The sequence below is a fragment of the Marinobacter lutaoensis genome (genome assembly GCF_001981305.1).
In the GTDB taxonomy this organism is placed as follows: domain Bacteria; phylum Pseudomonadota; class Gammaproteobacteria; order Pseudomonadales; family Oleiphilaceae; genus Marinobacter; species Marinobacter lutaoensis.
Genome location: NZ_MSCW01000007.1, coordinates 677,701 through 695,462, shown reverse-complemented (window position 1 = coordinate 695,462; position 17,762 = coordinate 677,701). Strand labels below are relative to the sequence as shown.

At 65.2% G+C, this 17,762-nt stretch carries 17 protein-coding genes; 11 read left to right on the top strand and 6 right to left on the bottom strand.

What is annotated here, in order from left to right:
- The first annotated feature begins 71 nt into the window (after nt 1-71).
- The 6 genes from BTO32_RS12880 to BTO32_RS12855 all read left to right on the top strand — a co-directional run bounded on the left by BTO32_RS12880 (nt 72) and on the right by BTO32_RS12855 (nt 6,933).
- On the top strand, nt 72-1,475 hold the full coding sequence (locus BTO32_RS12880; protein ID WP_076725017.1) for an aspartate ammonia-lyase: 1,404 nt from the start codon (nt 72-74) through the stop codon (nt 1,473-1,475).
- Nucleotides 1,472-2,485: a type I asparaginase gene (locus BTO32_RS12875; RefSeq protein WP_076725016.1), complete on the top strand. Its 1,014-nt coding sequence runs from the start codon at nt 1,472-1,474 to the stop codon at nt 2,483-2,485. Before BTO32_RS12880 ends, BTO32_RS12875 begins: the two co-directional genes overlap by 4 nt.
- A gap of 156 nt (nt 2,486-2,641) precedes the next feature.
- Entirely contained in the window at nt 2,642-3,406 is a 765-nt protein-coding gene (locus BTO32_RS12870) for a metalloregulator ArsR/SmtB family transcription factor (protein WP_076725015.1), read from the top strand.
- Between the two features lie 43 nt (nt 3,407-3,449).
- Nucleotides 3,450-4,454 carry an ArsJ-associated glyceraldehyde-3-phosphate dehydrogenase gene (locus BTO32_RS12865; RefSeq protein WP_076725014.1) on the top strand — a complete coding sequence of 335 codons (1,005 nt, stop codon included), beginning with the start codon at nt 3,450-3,452 and terminating at the stop codon, nt 4,452-4,454.
- 1 nt (nt 4,455) lies between these two features.
- Complete coding sequence (arsJ, locus tag BTO32_RS12860; RefSeq protein WP_076725013.1) at nt 4,456-5,643, top strand: organoarsenical effux MFS transporter ArsJ; 1,188 nt, start codon at nt 4,456-4,458, stop codon at nt 5,641-5,643.
- A 93-nt stretch (nt 5,644-5,736) separates the two neighbouring features.
- Nucleotides 5,737-6,933 carry an MFS transporter gene (locus BTO32_RS12855; protein ID WP_076725012.1) on the top strand — a complete coding sequence of 399 codons (1,197 nt, stop codon included), beginning with the start codon at nt 5,737-5,739 and terminating at the stop codon, nt 6,931-6,933.
- A 3-nt stretch (nt 6,934-6,936) separates the two neighbouring features.
- On the opposite strand, the gene BTO32_RS12850 is transcribed toward BTO32_RS12855, so the two are convergent.
- Entirely contained in the window at nt 6,937-7,341 is a 405-nt protein-coding gene (locus tag BTO32_RS12850) for an acyl-CoA thioesterase (protein ID WP_076725011.1), read from the bottom strand.
- 202 nt (nt 7,342-7,543) lie between these two features.
- Here BTO32_RS12850 and BTO32_RS12845 point away from each other — a divergent pair, with 202 nt between their 5' ends.
- From BTO32_RS12845 to phoU, 5 genes are all read left to right on the top strand, one after another.
- Nucleotides 7,544-8,602, top strand: a complete 1,059-nt coding sequence (locus BTO32_RS12845) for a substrate-binding domain-containing protein (RefSeq protein WP_076725010.1) — start codon at nt 7,544-7,546, stop codon at nt 8,600-8,602.
- Between the two features lie 157 nt (nt 8,603-8,759).
- The gene (gene pstC, locus BTO32_RS12840) at nt 8,760-10,148 is read left to right on the top strand and encodes a phosphate ABC transporter permease subunit PstC (RefSeq protein WP_076725009.1); all 1,389 of its coding nucleotides are present in this window, start codon (nt 8,760-8,762) and stop codon (nt 10,146-10,148) included.
- The gene (gene pstA, locus BTO32_RS12835; protein WP_076725008.1) at nt 10,141-11,418 is read left to right on the top strand and encodes a phosphate ABC transporter permease PstA; all 1,278 of its coding nucleotides are present in this window, start codon (nt 10,141-10,143) and stop codon (nt 11,416-11,418) included. Before pstC ends, pstA begins: the two co-directional genes overlap by 8 nt.
- Nucleotides 11,419-11,429: 11 nt before the next feature.
- Nucleotides 11,430-12,317: a phosphate ABC transporter ATP-binding protein PstB gene (pstB, locus tag BTO32_RS12830; protein WP_076725007.1), complete on the top strand. Its 888-nt coding sequence runs from the start codon at nt 11,430-11,432 to the stop codon at nt 12,315-12,317.
- Between the two features lie 31 nt (nt 12,318-12,348).
- Nucleotides 12,349-13,071 carry a phosphate signaling complex protein PhoU gene (phoU, locus tag BTO32_RS12825; protein ID WP_076725006.1) on the top strand — a complete coding sequence of 241 codons (723 nt, stop codon included), beginning with the start codon at nt 12,349-12,351 and terminating at the stop codon, nt 13,069-13,071.
- 84 nt (nt 13,072-13,155) lie between these two features.
- Here phoU and BTO32_RS12820 read toward each other — a convergent pair whose 3' ends face one another.
- The 5 genes from BTO32_RS12820 to mnmH all read right to left on the bottom strand — a co-directional run bounded on the left by BTO32_RS12820 (nt 13,156) and on the right by mnmH (nt 17,708).
- Entirely contained in the window at nt 13,156-13,521 is a 366-nt protein-coding gene (locus BTO32_RS12820) for a histidine triad nucleotide-binding protein (RefSeq protein ID WP_076725005.1), read from the bottom strand.
- A gap of 36 nt (nt 13,522-13,557) precedes the next feature.
- On the bottom strand, nt 13,558-14,853 hold the full coding sequence (locus tag BTO32_RS12815; RefSeq protein ID WP_076725004.1) for an FAD-dependent monooxygenase: 1,296 nt from the start codon (nt 14,851-14,853) through the stop codon (nt 13,558-13,560).
- 87 nt (nt 14,854-14,940) lie between these two features.
- Nucleotides 14,941-15,498, bottom strand: coding sequence for an aminoacyl-tRNA deacylase (locus BTO32_RS12810; protein ID WP_076725003.1), 558 nt, complete (start codon nt 15,496-15,498; stop codon nt 14,941-14,943).
- Nucleotides 15,499-15,648: 150 nt separating this feature from the next.
- The gene (locus BTO32_RS12805) at nt 15,649-16,482 is read right to left on the bottom strand and encodes a mechanosensitive ion channel family protein (RefSeq protein WP_076725002.1); all 834 of its coding nucleotides are present in this window, start codon (nt 16,480-16,482) and stop codon (nt 15,649-15,651) included.
- A 128-nt stretch (nt 16,483-16,610) separates the two neighbouring features.
- Nucleotides 16,611-17,708: a tRNA 2-selenouridine(34) synthase MnmH gene (mnmH, locus tag BTO32_RS12800; RefSeq protein WP_076725001.1), complete on the bottom strand. Its 1,098-nt coding sequence runs from the start codon at nt 17,706-17,708 to the stop codon at nt 16,611-16,613.
- Between the last annotated feature and the right edge of the window lie 54 nt (nt 17,709-17,762).

Genomic DNA, 17,762 nt, shown 5'->3' with positions numbered 1-17,762 from the left:
GGTGGACCGGAAGGCCTGGCGTATGCCGGGCCTTCGCTGTATATATTGAGCCTTAACGGTATCGCGATCTCATGAAAACACGTATTGAGCACGACCTGCTTGGTGACCTCGAAGTTCCGGCGGACGCCTGGTACGGCATCCAGACCCAGCGCGCGCTGGACAATTTCACCATTACCGGTGTTCCGATCAGCCATTTCCCGCCGCTGATCCGGGCGCTGGCGATGGTCAAGTCGGCAGCGGCCCGCGCCAACCGCGATCTCGGCGTGCTGGCGCCGCACAAGGCGGAGGCGATTATCGCCGCCTGTGACGACATCATCGGTGGTGCGCTGCACGACCAGTTCGTGGTGGACCTGATTCAGGGCGGTGCCGGCACCTCCACCAACATGAATGCCAATGAGGTGATTGCCAACCTGGCCCTGACCAAGCTGGGGCACCAGAAAGGTGAGTACGCCTACCTGCATCCCAACGACGACGTCAACCGCTCCCAGTCCACCAATGATGCCTACCCCACCGCGGTGTGTCTGGCCATCCAGTTCGCCGCCGAGCCGCTGGAGCGGGCCATCGTGCGGCTGAAGGCACGGCTGGAGGAAAAGGGGCGCGAATTCGCCGATATCGTCAAGATGGGCCGCACCCAGCTGCAGGACGCGGTGCCGATGACCCTGGGGCAGGAGTTTGAGGCCTTCGCCGTCAACCTGGGCGAAGACATCGACCGCCTGCACGAGGCCTGTCGCCTGCTCTGCGAGGTAAACCTGGGGGGCACCGCCATCGGCACCGGCATCAATACCCATCCCCGTTACCAGGCGCTGGCGGTGCAGTACCTGGCGGAAATTTCCGGTAAGCCCATCGTGTCCGCCAGTAACCTGGTCGAGGCCACCTCGGACATGGGCGCGTTTGTGCTGTTCTCCGGTATCCTCAAGCGCTTTGCGATCAAGCTCGGCAAGATGTGCAACGACCTGCGCCTGCTCTCCAGCGGGCCGCGCACCGGCCTGGGGGAAATCCACCTGCCGCCGATGCAGCCGGGTTCTTCCATCATGCCCGGCAAGGTCAATCCGGTGATCCCCGAAGCGGTCAACCAGACCGCCTATCAGGTGATCGCAAGTGATCTGGCGGTCACCCTGGCGGCGGAGGCGGGGCAGCTGCAGCTCAATGCCATGGAGCCGCTGATCGTCTACAACATCCTCAACGCCATGAAGATGCTGGAGGCGGCGATCACCATGCTGGACGAGCGCTGCATCGCCGGTATCCGCGCCAACGCCGAACAGTGCCAGCGTCACGTCGACAACAGCATCGGCATCATCACCGCGCTGGTGCCGCACATCGGCTATGCCAACGCCACCCGCATCGCTGCCCAGGCATTGAACAGCGGGGCCACCGTGCGCGAGCTGGTGCTGGCCGAGGGACTGCTGGACGAGGCCACCCTGGACCGCCTGCTCAGCCCGCGGGCCATGCTGGCGCCGATGGCGGTGGCGTCATGACGGCACGGGTACTGGTGCTCTACACCGGCGGTACCATTGGTATGGTGCCGTCGGCGCAGGGCTTTGTACCCGCGCCGGACCTTCGGCGCCGCGTCCTGGGCGAGCTGGGTGGCCTGGTCGACCGGCTGCCGCAGCACGATCTGCTGGAACTGGCGCCGCTGATCGACAGCGCCAACTTGTCACCGGAAGACTGGAGCCGGATCGGCACCGCACTGGTGGAGCGCTGGCAGGACTACGACGGATTCGTGGTCCTGCACGGCACCGATACCCTGGCGTACACCGCCTCGGCGCTGTCGTTCATGCTGGCGGGGCAGGACAAGCCGGTGATCCTGACCGGCGCCCAGATTCCGCTCGGGCAGCTGCGCAGCGACGCCCGGGACAACCTGGTCACCTCGCTGCTGCTGGCGGCCCGACCGGAAATCAGCGAGGTCTGCGTCTATTTCCACGGCCGGTTGTTGCGCGGCAACCGCGCGCGCAAGGTCCGGGCCAGCGGCTTCGATGCTTTCGACTCGCCGAACTTTCCCTGGCTCGGCGAGGCCGGCATTGGCCTGCGGCTGCGGGACGACCTGCTGCTGGCCCCGGGCACGCCCGATTTCACCGTGCCCCGATGCCAGGCCGGCGCGGTGGCGATGGCCACCGTGTACCCCGGCATGTCGGCCCAGTCCCTCCAGTCGCTGCTGACGGCGCCGGGGGTACGGGGGCTGGTGTTGCAGAGCTACGGCGTCGGTAATCTGCCGGCCGCCGACACCGCGCTGCTGCAGGTGCTGGCCGAGGCGGTGGCTGCCGGCACCACCGTGGTCAATGTCAGCCAGTGCCTGAACGGTGAAGTCCAGCAGGGTGCCTACGCGACCGGTGCGGCGCTGGACGCGGCCGGCGTGCTGCCCGGCCTGGACCTGACGCCGGAGGCCGCTTTTGCCAAGCTGCACCTGCTGCTGGCCCGGGGGTTGCCGGCGCCGGCGCTGCGGCGGGCGATGTCCGAGCCGATCCGGGGCGAGTGCAGCCCCGGCTGAGGCGTTGTCCCCCCCCATCCAGTTTCCTCTGGCCCAACCGCCGTCCGGGCGACACCTGTTGCGGTGGCTGTCATGGTTTTGTCTTTACTCTGTCACGGTCACGCCCTACGATCGAGGTTATCGAATATATGGAAATTCATATATAAAGGTATCCGCATGAAAAAACGCGTCCTGTTCGTCTGCACCGCCAACAGTGCCCGTTCGCTGATGGCCGAGGCGCTGCTCCGGGACATGGCCGGCGACCGGTTCGAGGTGGCCAGCGCGGGCACCGAGCCGGGCCAGCCCCATCCGCTGGCGCTGGAGGTATTGCAGGAGGCCGGCATGTCCGTGGCGGGGCTCTACAGCAAGCCGTTGTCCGGGGTGCGCCAGCAGGATTGGGACTATGTCATCACCCTGTGCGAACAGGCCGCCCGGGAGTGCCTCCCGGTGGCCTCCCGCGCCCAGCGGCTGGCCTGGGATTTCCCGGACCCGGCGGCCAGCCAGCGCCGCGCCACCTTTGCCCGGACTCTGAAGGAACTGAAGGAACGCATCCGCCTGTTCGTTCGGGTTCACCAGAAGGAGACCCACCCGAAACCCGCCGATGACGACCCGGTGGCCCTGTTCAAGGCGATGGGAGAAACGCTGCGTTTGACGGCGCTGCTGCTGATCCGGGATCAGGGCGGGCTGTGCGTGTGCGAGCTGACCGAAGCCCTGGCGGAGTCCCAACCGAAAGTCAGTCGTCATCTCGCCGTGCTGCGGGCGGCCGGGCTGCTGGAAACCGAGCGCCGCGGCCAGTGGATCTTTTACCACCTGCCTCCCGGACTGCCCGGGTGGGTGACCCGCATACTGGAGGAAACGGCCAGGCACCACGCAGCCCTCATCGAGCAGCCCCTGACCCGGTTGCGGGGCAGGGCGGATCGCCCGGCCGGACGGTGTGCCTGAGCCTTGCCGGGCCGGGCGTAATTGCCAACAACAGGAGAACCCCATGAACAGGATCAACGTCGGTATCAACGGATTTGGTCGCATTGGCCGGCTGGCATTGCGGGCTGCCTGGTGCTGGCCCGAGCTGTCGTTCGTCGCCATCAACGATCCGGGCGCCGACGCCGCGACCCTGGCTCACCTGCTGAATTTCGACAGTGTCCATGGGCGCTGGGCCCACGAGGCCCGCGCGGACGGCTCCGACATCGTCATTGGCGACCGGCGCCTCCGGGTTAGCCACAACCGGACCCTTGGCGAAACCGACTGGTCCGGCTGCGATCTGGTGATCGAAGCCAGTGGCAGGATGCGGCGGGTCGATGTGCTCCAGGCCTACCTGGATCAGGGGGTGAAGCGCGTGGTGGTCACCGCGCCGGTCAAGGAAGCCGGCGCCCGGAACCTGGTGGTCGGTGTCAATGATCATCTCTTCGATCCGGCCACCGACCGCATCGTCACGGCCGCCTCCTGCACCACCAACTGCCTGGCGCCGGTGGTGAAGGTGATTCACGAACGGCTGGGAATCCGGCACGGCTCCTTCACCACCATTCACAGCCTGACCAATACCCAGACCATCATCGACGCCCCCCACAAGGACCTGCGCCGGGCGCGGGCCTGTGGCAGCTCGCTGATTCCCACCACAACGGGGTCGGCCACCGCGATCGTCGAGATTTTCCCGGAACTGGCGGGCCGGCTGGATGGCCACGCGGTGCGGGTACCGTTGGCCAATGCCTCTCTGACGGATTGCGCCTTCGAAGTGAACCGGCCCACCGATAGGGACACCGTGAACCGCCTGCTGAAAGAGGCGGCCGAAGGTGAGCTGACGGGGATTCTCGGCTACGAGGAACGGCCGCTGGTGTCCATCGACTACCGGACCGACCCCCGTTCGGCCATTGTTGATGCTCCGTCCACCCGGGTGATCAACGGCACCCAGGTTAAGATTTACGCCTGGTACGACAACGAGTGGGGCTACGCCAACCGCACCGTGGAACTGGCACGCAAGGTGGGCCTGGCCTGAGATGACCGCCGCGCTCCGCCAGTATCTGGTGATCACCGGTAACTACTGGGCTTTCACCCTGACCGATGGCGCCCTGCGAATGCTGGTGGTGCTGCACTTCCACCAGCTTGGTTACTCGCCCCTGAACATTGCGCTGCTGTTCCTCTTCTACGAGTTCTTCGGCGTGGTGACCAATCTGGCGGGCGGTTACCTGGGGGCCCGCATCGGGCTGAACCGCACCATGAACCTCGGGCTGCTGTTGCAGGTGGTGGCCCTGGCCATGCTGGCGGTGCCGGCGGCCATGCTTGCCGTGCCCTGGGTGATGGCGGCGCAGGCGTTGTCCGGCATCGCCAAGGACCTCAACAAGATGTCCGCCAAGAGTGGTATCAAACTGCTGGTGCCGGCCGGGCAGCAGGGCACCCTGTATCGCTGGGTCGCCATTCTGACCGGTTCCAAGAACACGCTGAAAGGGGTGGGGTTCTTTCTCGGCGGCGTGCTGCTGATGGCGGCCGGCTTCCGGGGGGCGGTGGTTGTCATGGCAGCGACGCTGGCGCTGGTATGGCTGGCCAGCCTGTGCCTGCTTGGCCGGGACCTGGGCAAGAGCCGGGCCAAGCCCAAGTTCACCGATCTGCTGTCCAAGAGCCGGGCCATCAATGTGCTGTCGGCCGCGCGGATGTTTCTGTTCGGAGCCCGGGATGTGTGGTTCGTGGTGGCGTTGCCGGTGTACCTGGCCACGGTGTTTGGCTGGGATTTCTGGCAGGTGGGTGGCTTCATGGCCAGCTGGATCATCGGCTACGGCGTGATCCAGGCCCTGGCGCCGCGGATCACCGGCCACGGCGAGGGCCGGCGGCCGGCGGTGCTCTGGGCAGCGGCCCTGGCGCTGATCCCGGCTGTCATGGCGTTGGCGCTGATGACGGGGAGTGGCGCATCCCGGGCCGTGGTGGTGGGCGGGCTGGTCCTGTTTGGTGTGCTGTTTGCCGTCAACTCCGCTCTGCACAGCTATTTGATCGTTCGCTATGCCCGCGCCGACGGCGTGTCTCTGGACGTGGGGTTTTACTACATGTCCAACGCGGCGGGCCGGCTGTTGGGAACGGTACTTTCGGGTTGGCTCTATCAGAGCCATGGCCTGCCGGCCTGCCTCGGGCTTTCGGCTGTGTTCGTGACGGTGGCGGCGCTTGTGTCCCTGCGCTTGCCGAAGCCGGCGACCTGAATGTCGCCGGCCGTCGCTGCACCAAAGTCGGATGGGCGGCCGGCGCCGCGACACGCTAGTCTGTTACGGTGTGGCCATGAAAAGACAACAACAATGACCAACCTGTTACGGCGCTACCCGCTGCCGACCATCGTACTGGCCCAGCTGTTTGGCACCTCCCTGTGGTTCAGCGTGAACGGTGTCTGGCTGTCCCTGGCCCGGGAAGCAGGGCTGACGGAGGGCGATCTGGGTCGTCTTACCCTAGCGGTCCAGGCCGGCTTCATTGCCGGCACCCTTGGCATCGCCATCACCGGCCTCGCCGACCGATTCGGCGCCAGCCGGATTTTTGCCGTGTCCTGTACCCTGGGCGCGCTCGCCAATGCCGGTTTCATGGCGGTGGCCAGTCAGCCGCCCCTGGATTTCCTGTTCCGTTTCCTCACCGGGCTGTGCCTGGCCGGCATCTACCCCCTGGGCATGAAACTGGTGATCGCCTGGACACCCAGATACGCCGGTGCCGCCCTGGCTTGGCTGGTGGGAATGCTGACCCTCGGTACCGCGCTGCCGCATATGATGCGAGGGGTGACGCTGGGCCTGCCTTGGGAGTGGCCGCTGGGGGTGGCATCCTGTCTCGCCGCGACCGGCGGCGTATTGGTGCTGCGGTTGGGCGATGGCCCGCACCTTCCGAAGATCAGCGGGCGGTTGCCGTTGCGGCAGGGGCTGGCCGCGCTGGGGCGGCCGAGGTTTCTGGCGGTGGCCGGAGGCTACTTTGGTCACATGTGGGAACTCTACGCATTCTGGACCCTCGTGCCGCTGCTGACGGGTCGTGAATTGCAGCGACTGGGGGCAGGGGAGGCCTGGGTCCCCTGGCTTTCGTTCGCGGTGATTGGGGTGGGCGCGGCCGGTTGTATCGCGGGCGGCTGGCTCAGCCGTACCTTGGGGAGTGCCTGGGTTGCACGGCGGGCCCTTATGCTATCGGGCGCCGTCTGCCTGTCATATCCCTGGCTGGGTGGGTGGTCCCCGCTGTTTCTGATGGCGCTGCTGCTGGTGTGGGGCATCGCCGTGGTGGCGGATTCCCCCCAGTTTTCGGCCCTGGCCGCCGAGGCCGCTCCCCGCGAGTCCGTGGGAGCGTCTCTGGCGGTGATGAACGCGGTCGGGTTTGGCCTGACCCTGCCGGCGATCTGGCTCACCAGCGGCCTTTGGGAATCGTTGGGCGTCTGGGTACTGGTGGTGCTCGTTCCGGGACCGGTGCTGGGGCTTTGGTCGCTGGGACGGGTGCGGCTTGCCCCGACGGGGCCGGGGGCTCAGGCATGAGGATCAGCGGTTCTGCTCGGGGACTTCGCGAATCCGACCGTGCTCGTCGATGGCCACGTACACGAACAGGCCCTCGGTGACCTTGCGCGGCTGCGAGGCGTTGCGGTCCAGAGTCCAGACCTCGACGTTGATCTTCATCGAACTGCGGCCAATGTCCACCAGCTCGCAATAACAGAGGACCTGGGAGCCGACCCGCAGCGGCGACAGGAATTCCATGCGGTCCATGGCGACGGTGGCGTTGCGACCCTGGGAAATCCGGCCGGCCAGGGTGGCCGCGGCAATATCCATCTGCTTGACCAGCCAGCCGGCGAAGACGTCGCCGTTGGCGTTGGTGTCGGCAGGCAGGGGGACTACCTGCAAGGTCAGTTCGCCCCTGGGGGCGGGTTTGTCGTCATCAAAAGCGGTCATGGAGCCTGCCTTCCTCCTTCTTGTTGGTACTGCGCTGTTTTCCTTTCGCATGTTAGTCGCTTGAACGGGCGCTGCAAGAGAATTCGGCGGACGTGACGGATATTTTCGGGGGTGTAACAAAGTTGTCATACCCCGCTCTTAGGATGCCCTCATCGGTAAAGCAGATCCGAACACAACGTCCACCGATACTTGGAGACATAACGTGATTAAACTGAAAACAGCTCTTGCCTCTGTTGCCCTGGCCGGCAGCATTGCGGCGGTTTCGGCTCCCGCCATGGCCCGCGATACCATCAACATCGTAGGTTCTTCTACGGTTTATCCGTTCGCGACCGTGGTTGCCGAGCGGTTTGGTCGTAACACCGACTTCCCGACGCCGAAGCTGGAATCCACGGGCTCCGGCGGTGGCTTCAAGCTGTTCTGCGCCGGTATTGGTGCCGAACACCCGGACATCACCAATGCTTCCCGTCGCATGAAGTCCAGTGAGTTCGAGGCTTGCCAGAAGAACGGCGTCAAGGAAATCACCGAGGTCAAGATCGGTTCCGACGGCATCGTGATCGCCATGTCCAAGGACGCCCCGAAGATGGATCTGACCCTGAAGGAAATCTTCCTGGCCCTGGCCAAAGACGTACCCGATCCCAAGGGGGGCGAGAAGGTCGTGCCGAACCCGTACAAGAAGTGGAGCGACATCGACGCCAGCCTGCCCAACACGCCGATCAACGTGATGGGGCCGCCCCCGACTTCCGGTACCCGCGATGCCTTCGTGGAAATCGCGATGGAAGGCGGCTGCAAGCAGTTCGGCTGGATCAAGGCTCTGGAAAAGACCGACGGTGCCAAGTACAAGACCATCTGCCACAGCATGCGTGAAGACGGCCCGTTCGTCGAAGCCGGCGAGAACGACAACCTGATCGTTCAGCGTCTGGGGCAGGACAAAGAGGTTCTGGGTATCTTCGGTTATAGTTTCCTGATGGAAAACGAAGGCACGATCAAGGCGGCCACCATCGAGGGTGTGTACCCGACGCCGGAAACCATCGCCGACGAGGAATACCCGGTTGCCCGTTCCCTGTACTTCTACATCAAGAACGCGCACGTGGGCGTGATTCCGGGCATCAAGGAGTACGCGGAAGAGTTTACCAGCGAAGCGGCCTGGGGTGACAACGGTTACCTGGTGGACGTGGGCCTGATCCCGAACCCGCGCAACCTGCGCATGGACGTGGCGAAAAAAGTGCGTAACCTGACTCCGCTGACTGGCAACGAGCTGTAACCGCCAGCGGTAACGGTGACATACTGAGGCAAAGAACGCGGGCCCTGGGTTCGCGTTCTTTGCTGCTTTTGGGTATGCCGAAAGGCGAGGTGACCGGAGCCACCCAGGCGGGACCGGTCACCGGCCCCCAGCCACCTCATTCAAGACAGAGAGAGATATGCAAACCGCCAATTTACTGCCCCTGGTCCTGGTGATTGCGTTGGTCGCCTATGGGCTGGCGTATCTGCGCTCCCGGTCCGTGGCCTCCCCCCTGGGGGGTATCCGCCACCTCAAGGCCCTGCCGTTTTACTACGCGGCCCGCGCGGCCCTGTGGTGCGCGATTCCGTCCCTGTTGCTGCTGGGCATCTGGGCGGCGTTCGAGGGCAAGGTGATCCAGGACATGGTGATGGCGTCCCTGCCCGAAGACATGGCGCCCACCTCCGCCGGCGAGGCCAGCCTGCTGCTGTCCCAGATCAGCAACGTGGCGGCCGGCAAGCTGGACCCCGGCTTCGTGCCTCAGCCGATTGTCGGGGCCGCCGACCAGTTGCAGGTTCTCCGGTCGCAGAGCAGCGAGTTCAAGACCACCCTGGTGGTCCTGATCGCGGTGCTCGGGGCGACGTTTGCCTGGACCCGGGTGCAGCCGCACATCAACGCCCGGGAAAACGTCGAGCGCACCCTGCGCTGGATTTTCTTCGTGTGTGCCGCGGTGGCCATCCTGACCACCATTGGCATCGTCTTCTCGGTCATCTTCGAAACCATCCGTTTCTTTGGCAAGGTTCCGGTTACCGAATTCCTGTTCGGCACCGCCTGGAGTCCCCAGACCGCCCTGCGGGCGGATCAGGTGGGGGCGGAAGGGGCCTTCGGCGTGATTCCGCTGTTCGTGGGCACTCTGCTGATTTCCGCGATCGCCCTGCTGGTGTCGGTGCCGATCGGCCTGCTGTCGGCGGTGTACCTGTCTGAGTACGCGTCCCGGCCGGCCCGGGCCGTGGTCAAGCCGATGCTGGAAATGCTGGCGGGGATTCCCACCGTGGTTTACGGCTTCTTCGCGGCGCTGACGGTGGCGCCGTTCATCCGTGACCTGGCGGAGCTGGTGGGGCTGCACGCCTCGGCCCAGAGCGCCCTGGCGGCCGGCCTGGTGATGGGCATTATGATCATCCCGTTCGTGTCCTCGCTGTCCGACGACGTCATCAACGCCGTGCCCCAGGCGATGCGGGACGGTTCGCTGGCGCTGGGGGCCACCCAGTCCGAAACCATGAAGAACGTGATCTTCCCGGCGGCCCTGCCGGGCATCATGGGTGGCATTCTGCTGGCGGCCTCGCGGGCCATCGGTGAAACCATGATCGTGGTCATGGCGGCGGGACTGGCCGCCAACCTGACGGCCAACCCGCTGGAGTCGGTGACCACGGTCACGGTGCAGATCGTGACACTGCTGACCGGTGACCAGGAGTTCGACAGCGCCAAGACGCTCTCGGCGTTTGCCCTGGGGATGCTGCTGTTCCTCGTCACCCTCGTTCTGAACATCGTCGCGCTCAAGATTGTCCGCAAGTATAGGGAACAGTATGAATGATCAACGCTCACAGGCGGAGCTCGTCCGCCGGTCGCTCAAGCGCCGCTACCGCAAGGAGCGACGGTTCCGCCTATACGGCATGGCCGCCATCGCGGTGGCCCTCTGCTCGCTGGTGATCCTGTTCGCCGACATCATCGGCAAGGGTTACACCGGGTTCGTCAAGACCACCATTACCCTGGAGGTTCCGCTGGAGAGCGGGCTCATGTACCTGGAGGATGCGACGGACCCGGACCAGCTGTCCATGGCCGACTTCCAGGCGCCGATCATCCGCGCCCTGCAATCGTATTTTCCGGAGGCCACGAGCCGCCAGCAGGTGCGGGAGCTGAGCCGGTTGGTGGGCAGCTACGCCAGCAACCGGATCCGTGACCGGCTCAAGGCGCACCCCGAGCTGCTGGGCACCCACCAGACCTTTGAGTTCCTGGTGCACGACACCGTTTCGGTCTACGTCAAGCATGCCGACAACCCCGCCTACAGTATCCGCTTGTCCGAGCAGCAGCAGCGCTGGGTGGACGAACTGGTGCGCCAGGGGGTGATCCAGACCAGCTTCAACGATGTGTTCTTCCGCCGGGGCGACTCCCGGGAACCGTCCAATGCCGGCATTCTGGGCGCCATCGTCGGCTCGTTGCTGACCATGGTGGTGACCCTGGCGATCGCCTTCCCGGTGGGGGTGGCGGCGGCGGTGTACCTGGAGGAATTCGCGCCCCGGAACCGGATGACGGACTTTATCGAGGTCAACATCAACAACCTGGCCGCGGTGCCGTCGATCATTTTCGGCCTGCTGGGCCTGGCCGTGTTTATCGGCTTTTTCGGCATGCCCCGGTCGGTGCCGGTGGTGGGCGGCCTGGTGCTGGCGCTGATGACCCTGCCGACCATCATCATTTCCAGCCGCGCCGCCATCAAGAGCGTACCGCCGTCGATCCGGGAGGCGGCGGAAGGCATTGGGGCCTCCAAGATGCAGGTGGTGCTGCACCATGTGCTGCCGCTGGCCATGCCGGGTATGCTGACCGGTTCCATCATCGGTATGGCCCAGGCCCTGGGGGAAACCGCGCCGTTGCTGCTGATCGGCATGGTGGCGTTCATCGTGGACGTGCCGGACGGCTTCTTCAGCGCCGCCACCGTGTTGCCGGTACAGATTTACCTGTGGGCCAGCAGTGCCGAGCAGGGGTTCGTGGAGCTGGCCTCGGCCGGCATCATGATCCTGCTGGCCTTTATGATTACCATGAATGCTTTGGCCATCTGGCTGCGCAAACGTCTTGAGCGCCGGTGGTAGGGAGAATGTCTATGAATACCTTGAATTCAACGGTTACGAGCGAGGCGGGCATGCCGGAGCAACGGACGGCGGTGGTGCAGGAAGACCGGCCGGCGGAAACCGTCATCGAAGAGGGCAAGACCGTCGGTTCTCCGTTCGCCGACGATCCCAAGTTCAAGCTGCGCAACGTGGAAGTGTTCTACGGTGAGCAGCGGGCCATCAAGAATGTCAGCCTGGACATCGCCCGTAACGAGGTGATTGCCTTCATCGGCCCGTCCGGCTGCGGCAAGTCCACCTTCCTGCGGTGTCTGAACCGCATGAACGACAGCATCGAAAGCTGCCGGGTGACCGGATCCCTGACCCTGGACGATCAGGACATTTATGACCCGAAACACGACGTGGTGGAGCTGCGGGCCCGGGTGGGCATGGTGTTCCAGAAGCCCAACCCCTTCCCCAAGTCGATCTACGACAATGTGGCCTATGGCCCCCGCATCCACGGTCTGGCGAACCGTAAGTCGGACCTGGACGACATCGTTGAGAACAGCCTGCGCAAGGCCGGTCTCTGGGACGAGGTCAAGGACCGGTTGGACGCCACCGCCACCGGCATGTCCGGTGGTCAGCAGCAGCGCCTGTGCATTGCTCGGGCAATCGCCGTCAGCCCGGAAGTGGTGCTGATGGACGAGCCCTGTTCGGCGCTGGACCCGATCGCCACCGCCAAGGTGGAGGAGCTGATCGCCGAGCTGTCCGAGAGCTACACGATCGTGATCGTGACCCACTCCATGCAGCAGGCGGCCCGGGTTTCGCACCGCACGGCCTATTTCCACCTGGGACACCTGGTGGAGGTGAACGAGACCAGCAAGGTCTTTACTTCGCCGGAACACGAACTGACCGAATCGTACATTACCGGCCGCTTCGGCTGATTCCCGGTGTCGGTTTCTTGGGAGACGAGATATGCCAAACAGCAAAGACGACGTATACGGGGATCACATTTCCCACAAGTTCAACGACGAGCTGATGGAGCTGAAGACCGAGTTCCTGAAAATGGGGGGCGTCGTGGAGTCCCAGGTGGAACAGGCCATCCAGGCGCTGATGGACAGTGACGGCCAGCTGGCCGAACAGGTCCGGGCCCGGGACAAGGACGTGGACCAGATGGAACGCGGTCTGGACGAGGAAGCCACCCTCATCATCGCCCGGCGCCAACCCACCGCCCGGGACCTGCGCCTGGTGGTGTCGGTGATCAAGATGGTGGCGGACCTGGAGCGGGTGGGAGACGAGGCGAAGAAGATCGCCAAGCTCGCCCTGAAACTGGCCGAGGAAGGGCAGGCGCCCCGGGGCTATGTGGAAGTGCGCCACATTGGCAACCACGTGCTCGGCATGTTGCACGATGCCCTGGATGCCTTCGCCCGGCTGGATTCCGAACAGGCCCTGCGGATCATGAAAGAGGACAAGTGGGTGGACGAGGAGTACCAGGCAGCGGCCCGGACTCTGCTGACCTTCATGATGGAGGACACCCGCAACATCTCCCGCTGCATGTCGGTGATGTGGGTGCTGCGGGCTCTGGAGCGGGTCGGTGACCACGCCTGCAACATCGCCGAGAACGTGATTTTCATGGTCAAGGGTGAGGACGTGCGCCACACCCCGATGGAGGAAGCGGAGAAGGTGGTCGGTCGCTGAGCCGGCTCACCGAGGTGATGTCAGAACGGGGCCCACGGGCCCCGTTTTGCGTTCCCGCCAGCGACCGGCGCACCGGTCCGGCCGTCAGGCCTGCTTCATCTTGTCGGTGTACGGCGGCCAGCCCAGGGGTTTGCCCGCCAGCAGGTGCAGGTGGATATGGAACACCGTCTGCCCGGCGTTGGCGCCGCAGTTCATGACGGTGCGATAGCCGTCTTCGGCAAAGCCCATCTCCCGGGCCAGCTTGCCGGCCACCCAATACAGGTGTCCTACCAGCTCGCGGTCACCTTCTTCGATGTCGTTGATGCTGGCGATGGGCTTTTTCGGAATCACCAGCAGATGAACCGGGGCTTGGGGGTTGATGTCCCTGAACGCCAGACTGAGGTCGTCCTCGTAGACGATGTCGGCGGGGATCTCTCGGTTGATGATCTTGGTGAAAATCGTTTCCGACATGTTGGCTCCTTGGTTGGGGTTGGGGGCCGGACCGGCTCAGAGATGACCCAGGCCGGGTAACCGCGCGGTGATCGGTTTCAGCACGGCCGGCAGGTCCTCCTGCAGGCCCATGGCGTAGCGTGCCACCTGATTGCGCGCGAACGGCAGGGCGCGGGCGGCGCCCAGGCCCAGATTGCGTGCCAGGTGCACCGGGGGAATCCGGTTGCTGAACACATGATAGAACACATCCATGGCGGCCATCATGCGCCGGTTGGCCGGACGGCGCTGTCGCTCATAGCGCCCCAGCCAGGTTGGGCTGGCCAGGTCGCTGCCCTCGCGCAGGGCTTCCCGGATCATCGCCTGCAGGCACTGGGCGTCCTGAAAACCCAGGTTCACCCCCTGACCGGCCAGGGGGTTGATGGTGTGGGCCGCATCCCCGGCCAGCACGACCCGGCCGGCGAAATAGCGCTTGGCGTGCTGGCGTGCCAGGGGAAAGCTGGCGCGGGCGTCGAGGTGGGTCAGGGGCGGCAAGTCTCGGGGAAACCCACGCTGGATCTCCGCCAGCAGCGATGCGTCGTCCAGCCGTTGCAGGCGGGCCAGCTGCTCCGGTGCGTCGTACCAGACCAGGGAGGCCCAGCTTTCGCCGGGATGGCGCGGCCCGGCCGAGTGCAGGGGCAGGAAGGCCCGGGGGCCGGAGGGGTGGAATCCCTGCCAGGTGATGTCCGCCACCGGGCCCTGGTAGCGCACCGAGATCACCAGGGCCTGCTGATGATACTGGTCGCGGTGCACGCCGATGCCGGCGAGGGTCCGTACCCGGGAATGGGCACCGTCGGCGCCGATCACCAGGCGCGCGTGAATCTGCTGGCCGTTGTCCAGGCTCACCGTCGCCTGGTGCCGGTCCTGGTGGATGCCGTCGACGCCATGGCCGGAGATCAGGGTGACGGACGGCTGGGCTTGCGCCGTTTGCCACAGCGCCTGCTGGGTCACAGAATTCTCGACAATGTGGCCCAGGTGGGAGGCTCCCACCTCGGTGGCGTCGAAGGTCACCTGGGCCAGCCGTCCGGACCATAGCCGAGACAGCGGGTGCGGGGTTTCATCCCAGACCGCCAGCCGCCGGTAGGGGGTGGCCCGCATGGCGCGGATGCCGGGCCAGGCGCCCAGGCTCTGGAGATAGCGTTCGCTGCCGGCGCTGAGGGCCGAAACGCGGAGGTCCGGCGCCGCCTCCGGGTCGAACGCCGGGGCCGGGGCGCGGTCGATCACGGCGACGGTCAGGCCCGCCTGGCCCAGCCCCGTGGCGAGGGCGGCACCGACCATGCCGGCGCCAACGATGGCAATGTCAACTGCTTGAGTCATATCCGGATTCCTGTCTGAAGCCGTCGCCCAGTGTACGCCAAGGTGGCCAGCCGACAAACGATCCGGGTCAAGAGCGGGAACGGTTGCTCAGTAGCCCGCCAGGCGCGGGCCGTCGTCCTGGCCCAGGTCCTCCGGGCGCCGGCGTCCCTTCACCAGCCAGGCCGGTCGCCGTGCCCCCGGTTTGACGAAGCCCTGGCTCAGCACCACCGGTTTGACCAAGTTCAGGAAATCCGCGGTTTTCATGTGTACCGACTCGGTGTGGCTGCCGGCGGCGAACGCCAGCTCCGGCTGCTCGGTCAGGCCCTCGGCGCAGTACACGGTCATCCCGAACAGGCTGCCGAACGGCGGCATGGCGCCCACTTCGCACTCCGGGAAACGGTCCTGAAACTCTTGCTCGTCGGCCAGGTCGACGAAGTCGGTGTCGAGCGCGCGGGACAGGCGTTCCCAGTGGATGCGCCAGGTCGCGGGCAGCACCAGCATGGCCATTTTGCCGTCGAGCTCAAGGATGACGGTCTTGACGACGCGCTCCCCGGCGATCTTGACGTGGCGGGCCAGTTCCTGGGCGGTGAACGCGGGTGGGTGGGTCAGGCACATGTATTCGACACCGGCCTGATCGAGAAATTCTTTCAACTGCTGTACCGGCATAGCGACAACCTCCTACCAGCAATGACAGCGTATTGGGGGCCGCTTATTCTCTATCGGTCCGGCCGCCTGGGGAAGGGGGGAACCACGAAATTCCACCCCTCATGCTCAGCATAGTTAGAGGTTGCCGCCAGCGCCATCTGGCCGGACGGGTCAGCCGTTCTGGTACAGGTGCACGTCCCGCTGTGGGAACGGAATGCTGATGCCTTCGGCGTCGAACGCTTTCTTCACCCGCTCCTGCATGTCCCAGTAAAACGGCCACAGGTCGGAGCTCTTGGTCCAGGCCCGCACCGTCAGATCCACGGAGCTGTCGCCCAGGCCGCCGACCACCACCACCGGCGCCGGTTCCTTGAGGGCCCGTTCGTCCGCCTCGATCAGCCGGCGGCAGATGGCCTTGGCCTTGTCGATGTCGTCGCCGTAGCCGATGCCGAAGGTCATGTCGCAGCGCCGGGTTTCATAGGCACTGACGTTGGTCAGGCTGGCGTTGGACAACTGGCCGTTGGGGATCACCACCCGACGGTTGTCGAAGGTGTCCAGAACGGTGTACAGGATGCTGATTTCCCGGACCGTGCCCACGTAGCCCTGGGCATCAATGACGTCACCCACCTTGAACGGCTTGAAGATCAGGATCAGCACGCCGCCGGCGAAGTTGGCGAGGCTGCCCTGCAGCGCCAAGCCCACCGCCAGGCCGGCGGCACCGATGATGGCGACGAAGGAGGTGGTGGCGATGCCAACCATGGACGCCACCGAGATCAGCAGCAGGATCTTGAGGATGGCGCCGACCAGGCCACACAGGAATTTGTTGAGGGTCGGGTCCTTCTGCCCCAGCTTGCGGTCCAGGACATTGATGAGGCGCTTGATCAGCCAGAGGCCGACCACCAGGGTGATGATGGCCAGTACGACCTTGGGGGCGTAGGTCATGATCAGGGCTACCGCCTGATCCAGCCATTCCGTCGCGCGTCCGTTAGTGCCAAACAGGTCTTCCATTGAAGAGGCTCCTTGAGTGTCGGTGTGTGACATGAAATTGGATTGGACAATATCGCGCTACGACCTGACTTGCCCACCCTTGTATATAGCAGACTCCGCTGCGATTGGCCCGCCCGCCGGGCGGGCGTTCAGCCGGCCCGGTGGACAAACTCGAGGATCGCCTCCGGGCCGCCCCGAACCAGAATCCGCCCTCCCTTCTGGCTCAGCTGGTAGTCGTACATGGGGTCGTAGTAGTCCTGCAGCAGGGCCGTGATCCAGGCGTCGTGCCCGGTCACCTCGCCGGTGGCTTCCTGTCGGGCCAGGGCCTGCGCCATCAGCTGCCGAAGCCGCTGGTGGCGCTCGCCCCCCAGACGCCGGCGGATACGGTCGATCGCCGACAGCAGATAGTCCCGGAAATTCAGCCAGCCGGCGGTCTCGCCGTCCCGGGCCAGATACGCCGCGTGCATGTCCTCGACGTAGTCCTGGCGGATCAGCGCCACCCGCTCCGGCAGCGGCTGCTCCAGAATCAGCAGAGGCGCCTCGGCCATCCGCACGCGCAGGGGTTCCGGCAGCGCGCAGCGACCGATCAGCCGGCTTTCATCTTCCAGATACACCGGCCCATGGGCAAGGTGATGGGCCTTGAGCAGAGCCACCGCCAGGCCGTTTTCAAAGTCGATTTGCGTCGGCTGCGGCGTGACCTGACGGCCAAAACTGGAGCCCCGGTGATTGGCCAGCGCCTCCAGGTCGACCGGGTTGGGCAGCCGGCGCAGCACGCGGGTTTTGCCGGTGCCAGTGCGGCCGCTCAGGATGCGGAAGTCGCCGTCGCGCACCCGGGCTTCCAGGCTGTCGATCAAAAACCGGCGCAACGCTTTGTAGCCGCCCAGCACCTTGGGGTAGTCGATGCCCGATTCCCGCAGCCACTGCTGGCTGATGCTGGAGCGCAGGCCGCCCCGGAAGCAGTACAGGTAGCCGTCGGGGTGGCGGGCGACAAAGCGCTTCCAGGCCTCGATCCGCTGGGCCTTGATGTCACCGGACACCAGCTGGTGGCCCAGCTCGATGGCCTTGGCCTGGCCCTTCTCCTTGTAGCAGACGCCGACCCGGTGACGCTCGTCGTCGTTCATCAGCGGCGCATTTTCGGCGAGCGGGAAACGGCCCCGGGCAAACTCCGTCGGTGCCCGGACGTCCATGAGCGGGACATCGTTCAGGAACAGGGACAGGTAGTCGTCGGTGTCCGGTCTGCTGGCCATGCCTGGAACCTCTGGATGTTCGTGTGGGCCGCAAGTATACCGGATTCCAGGGCC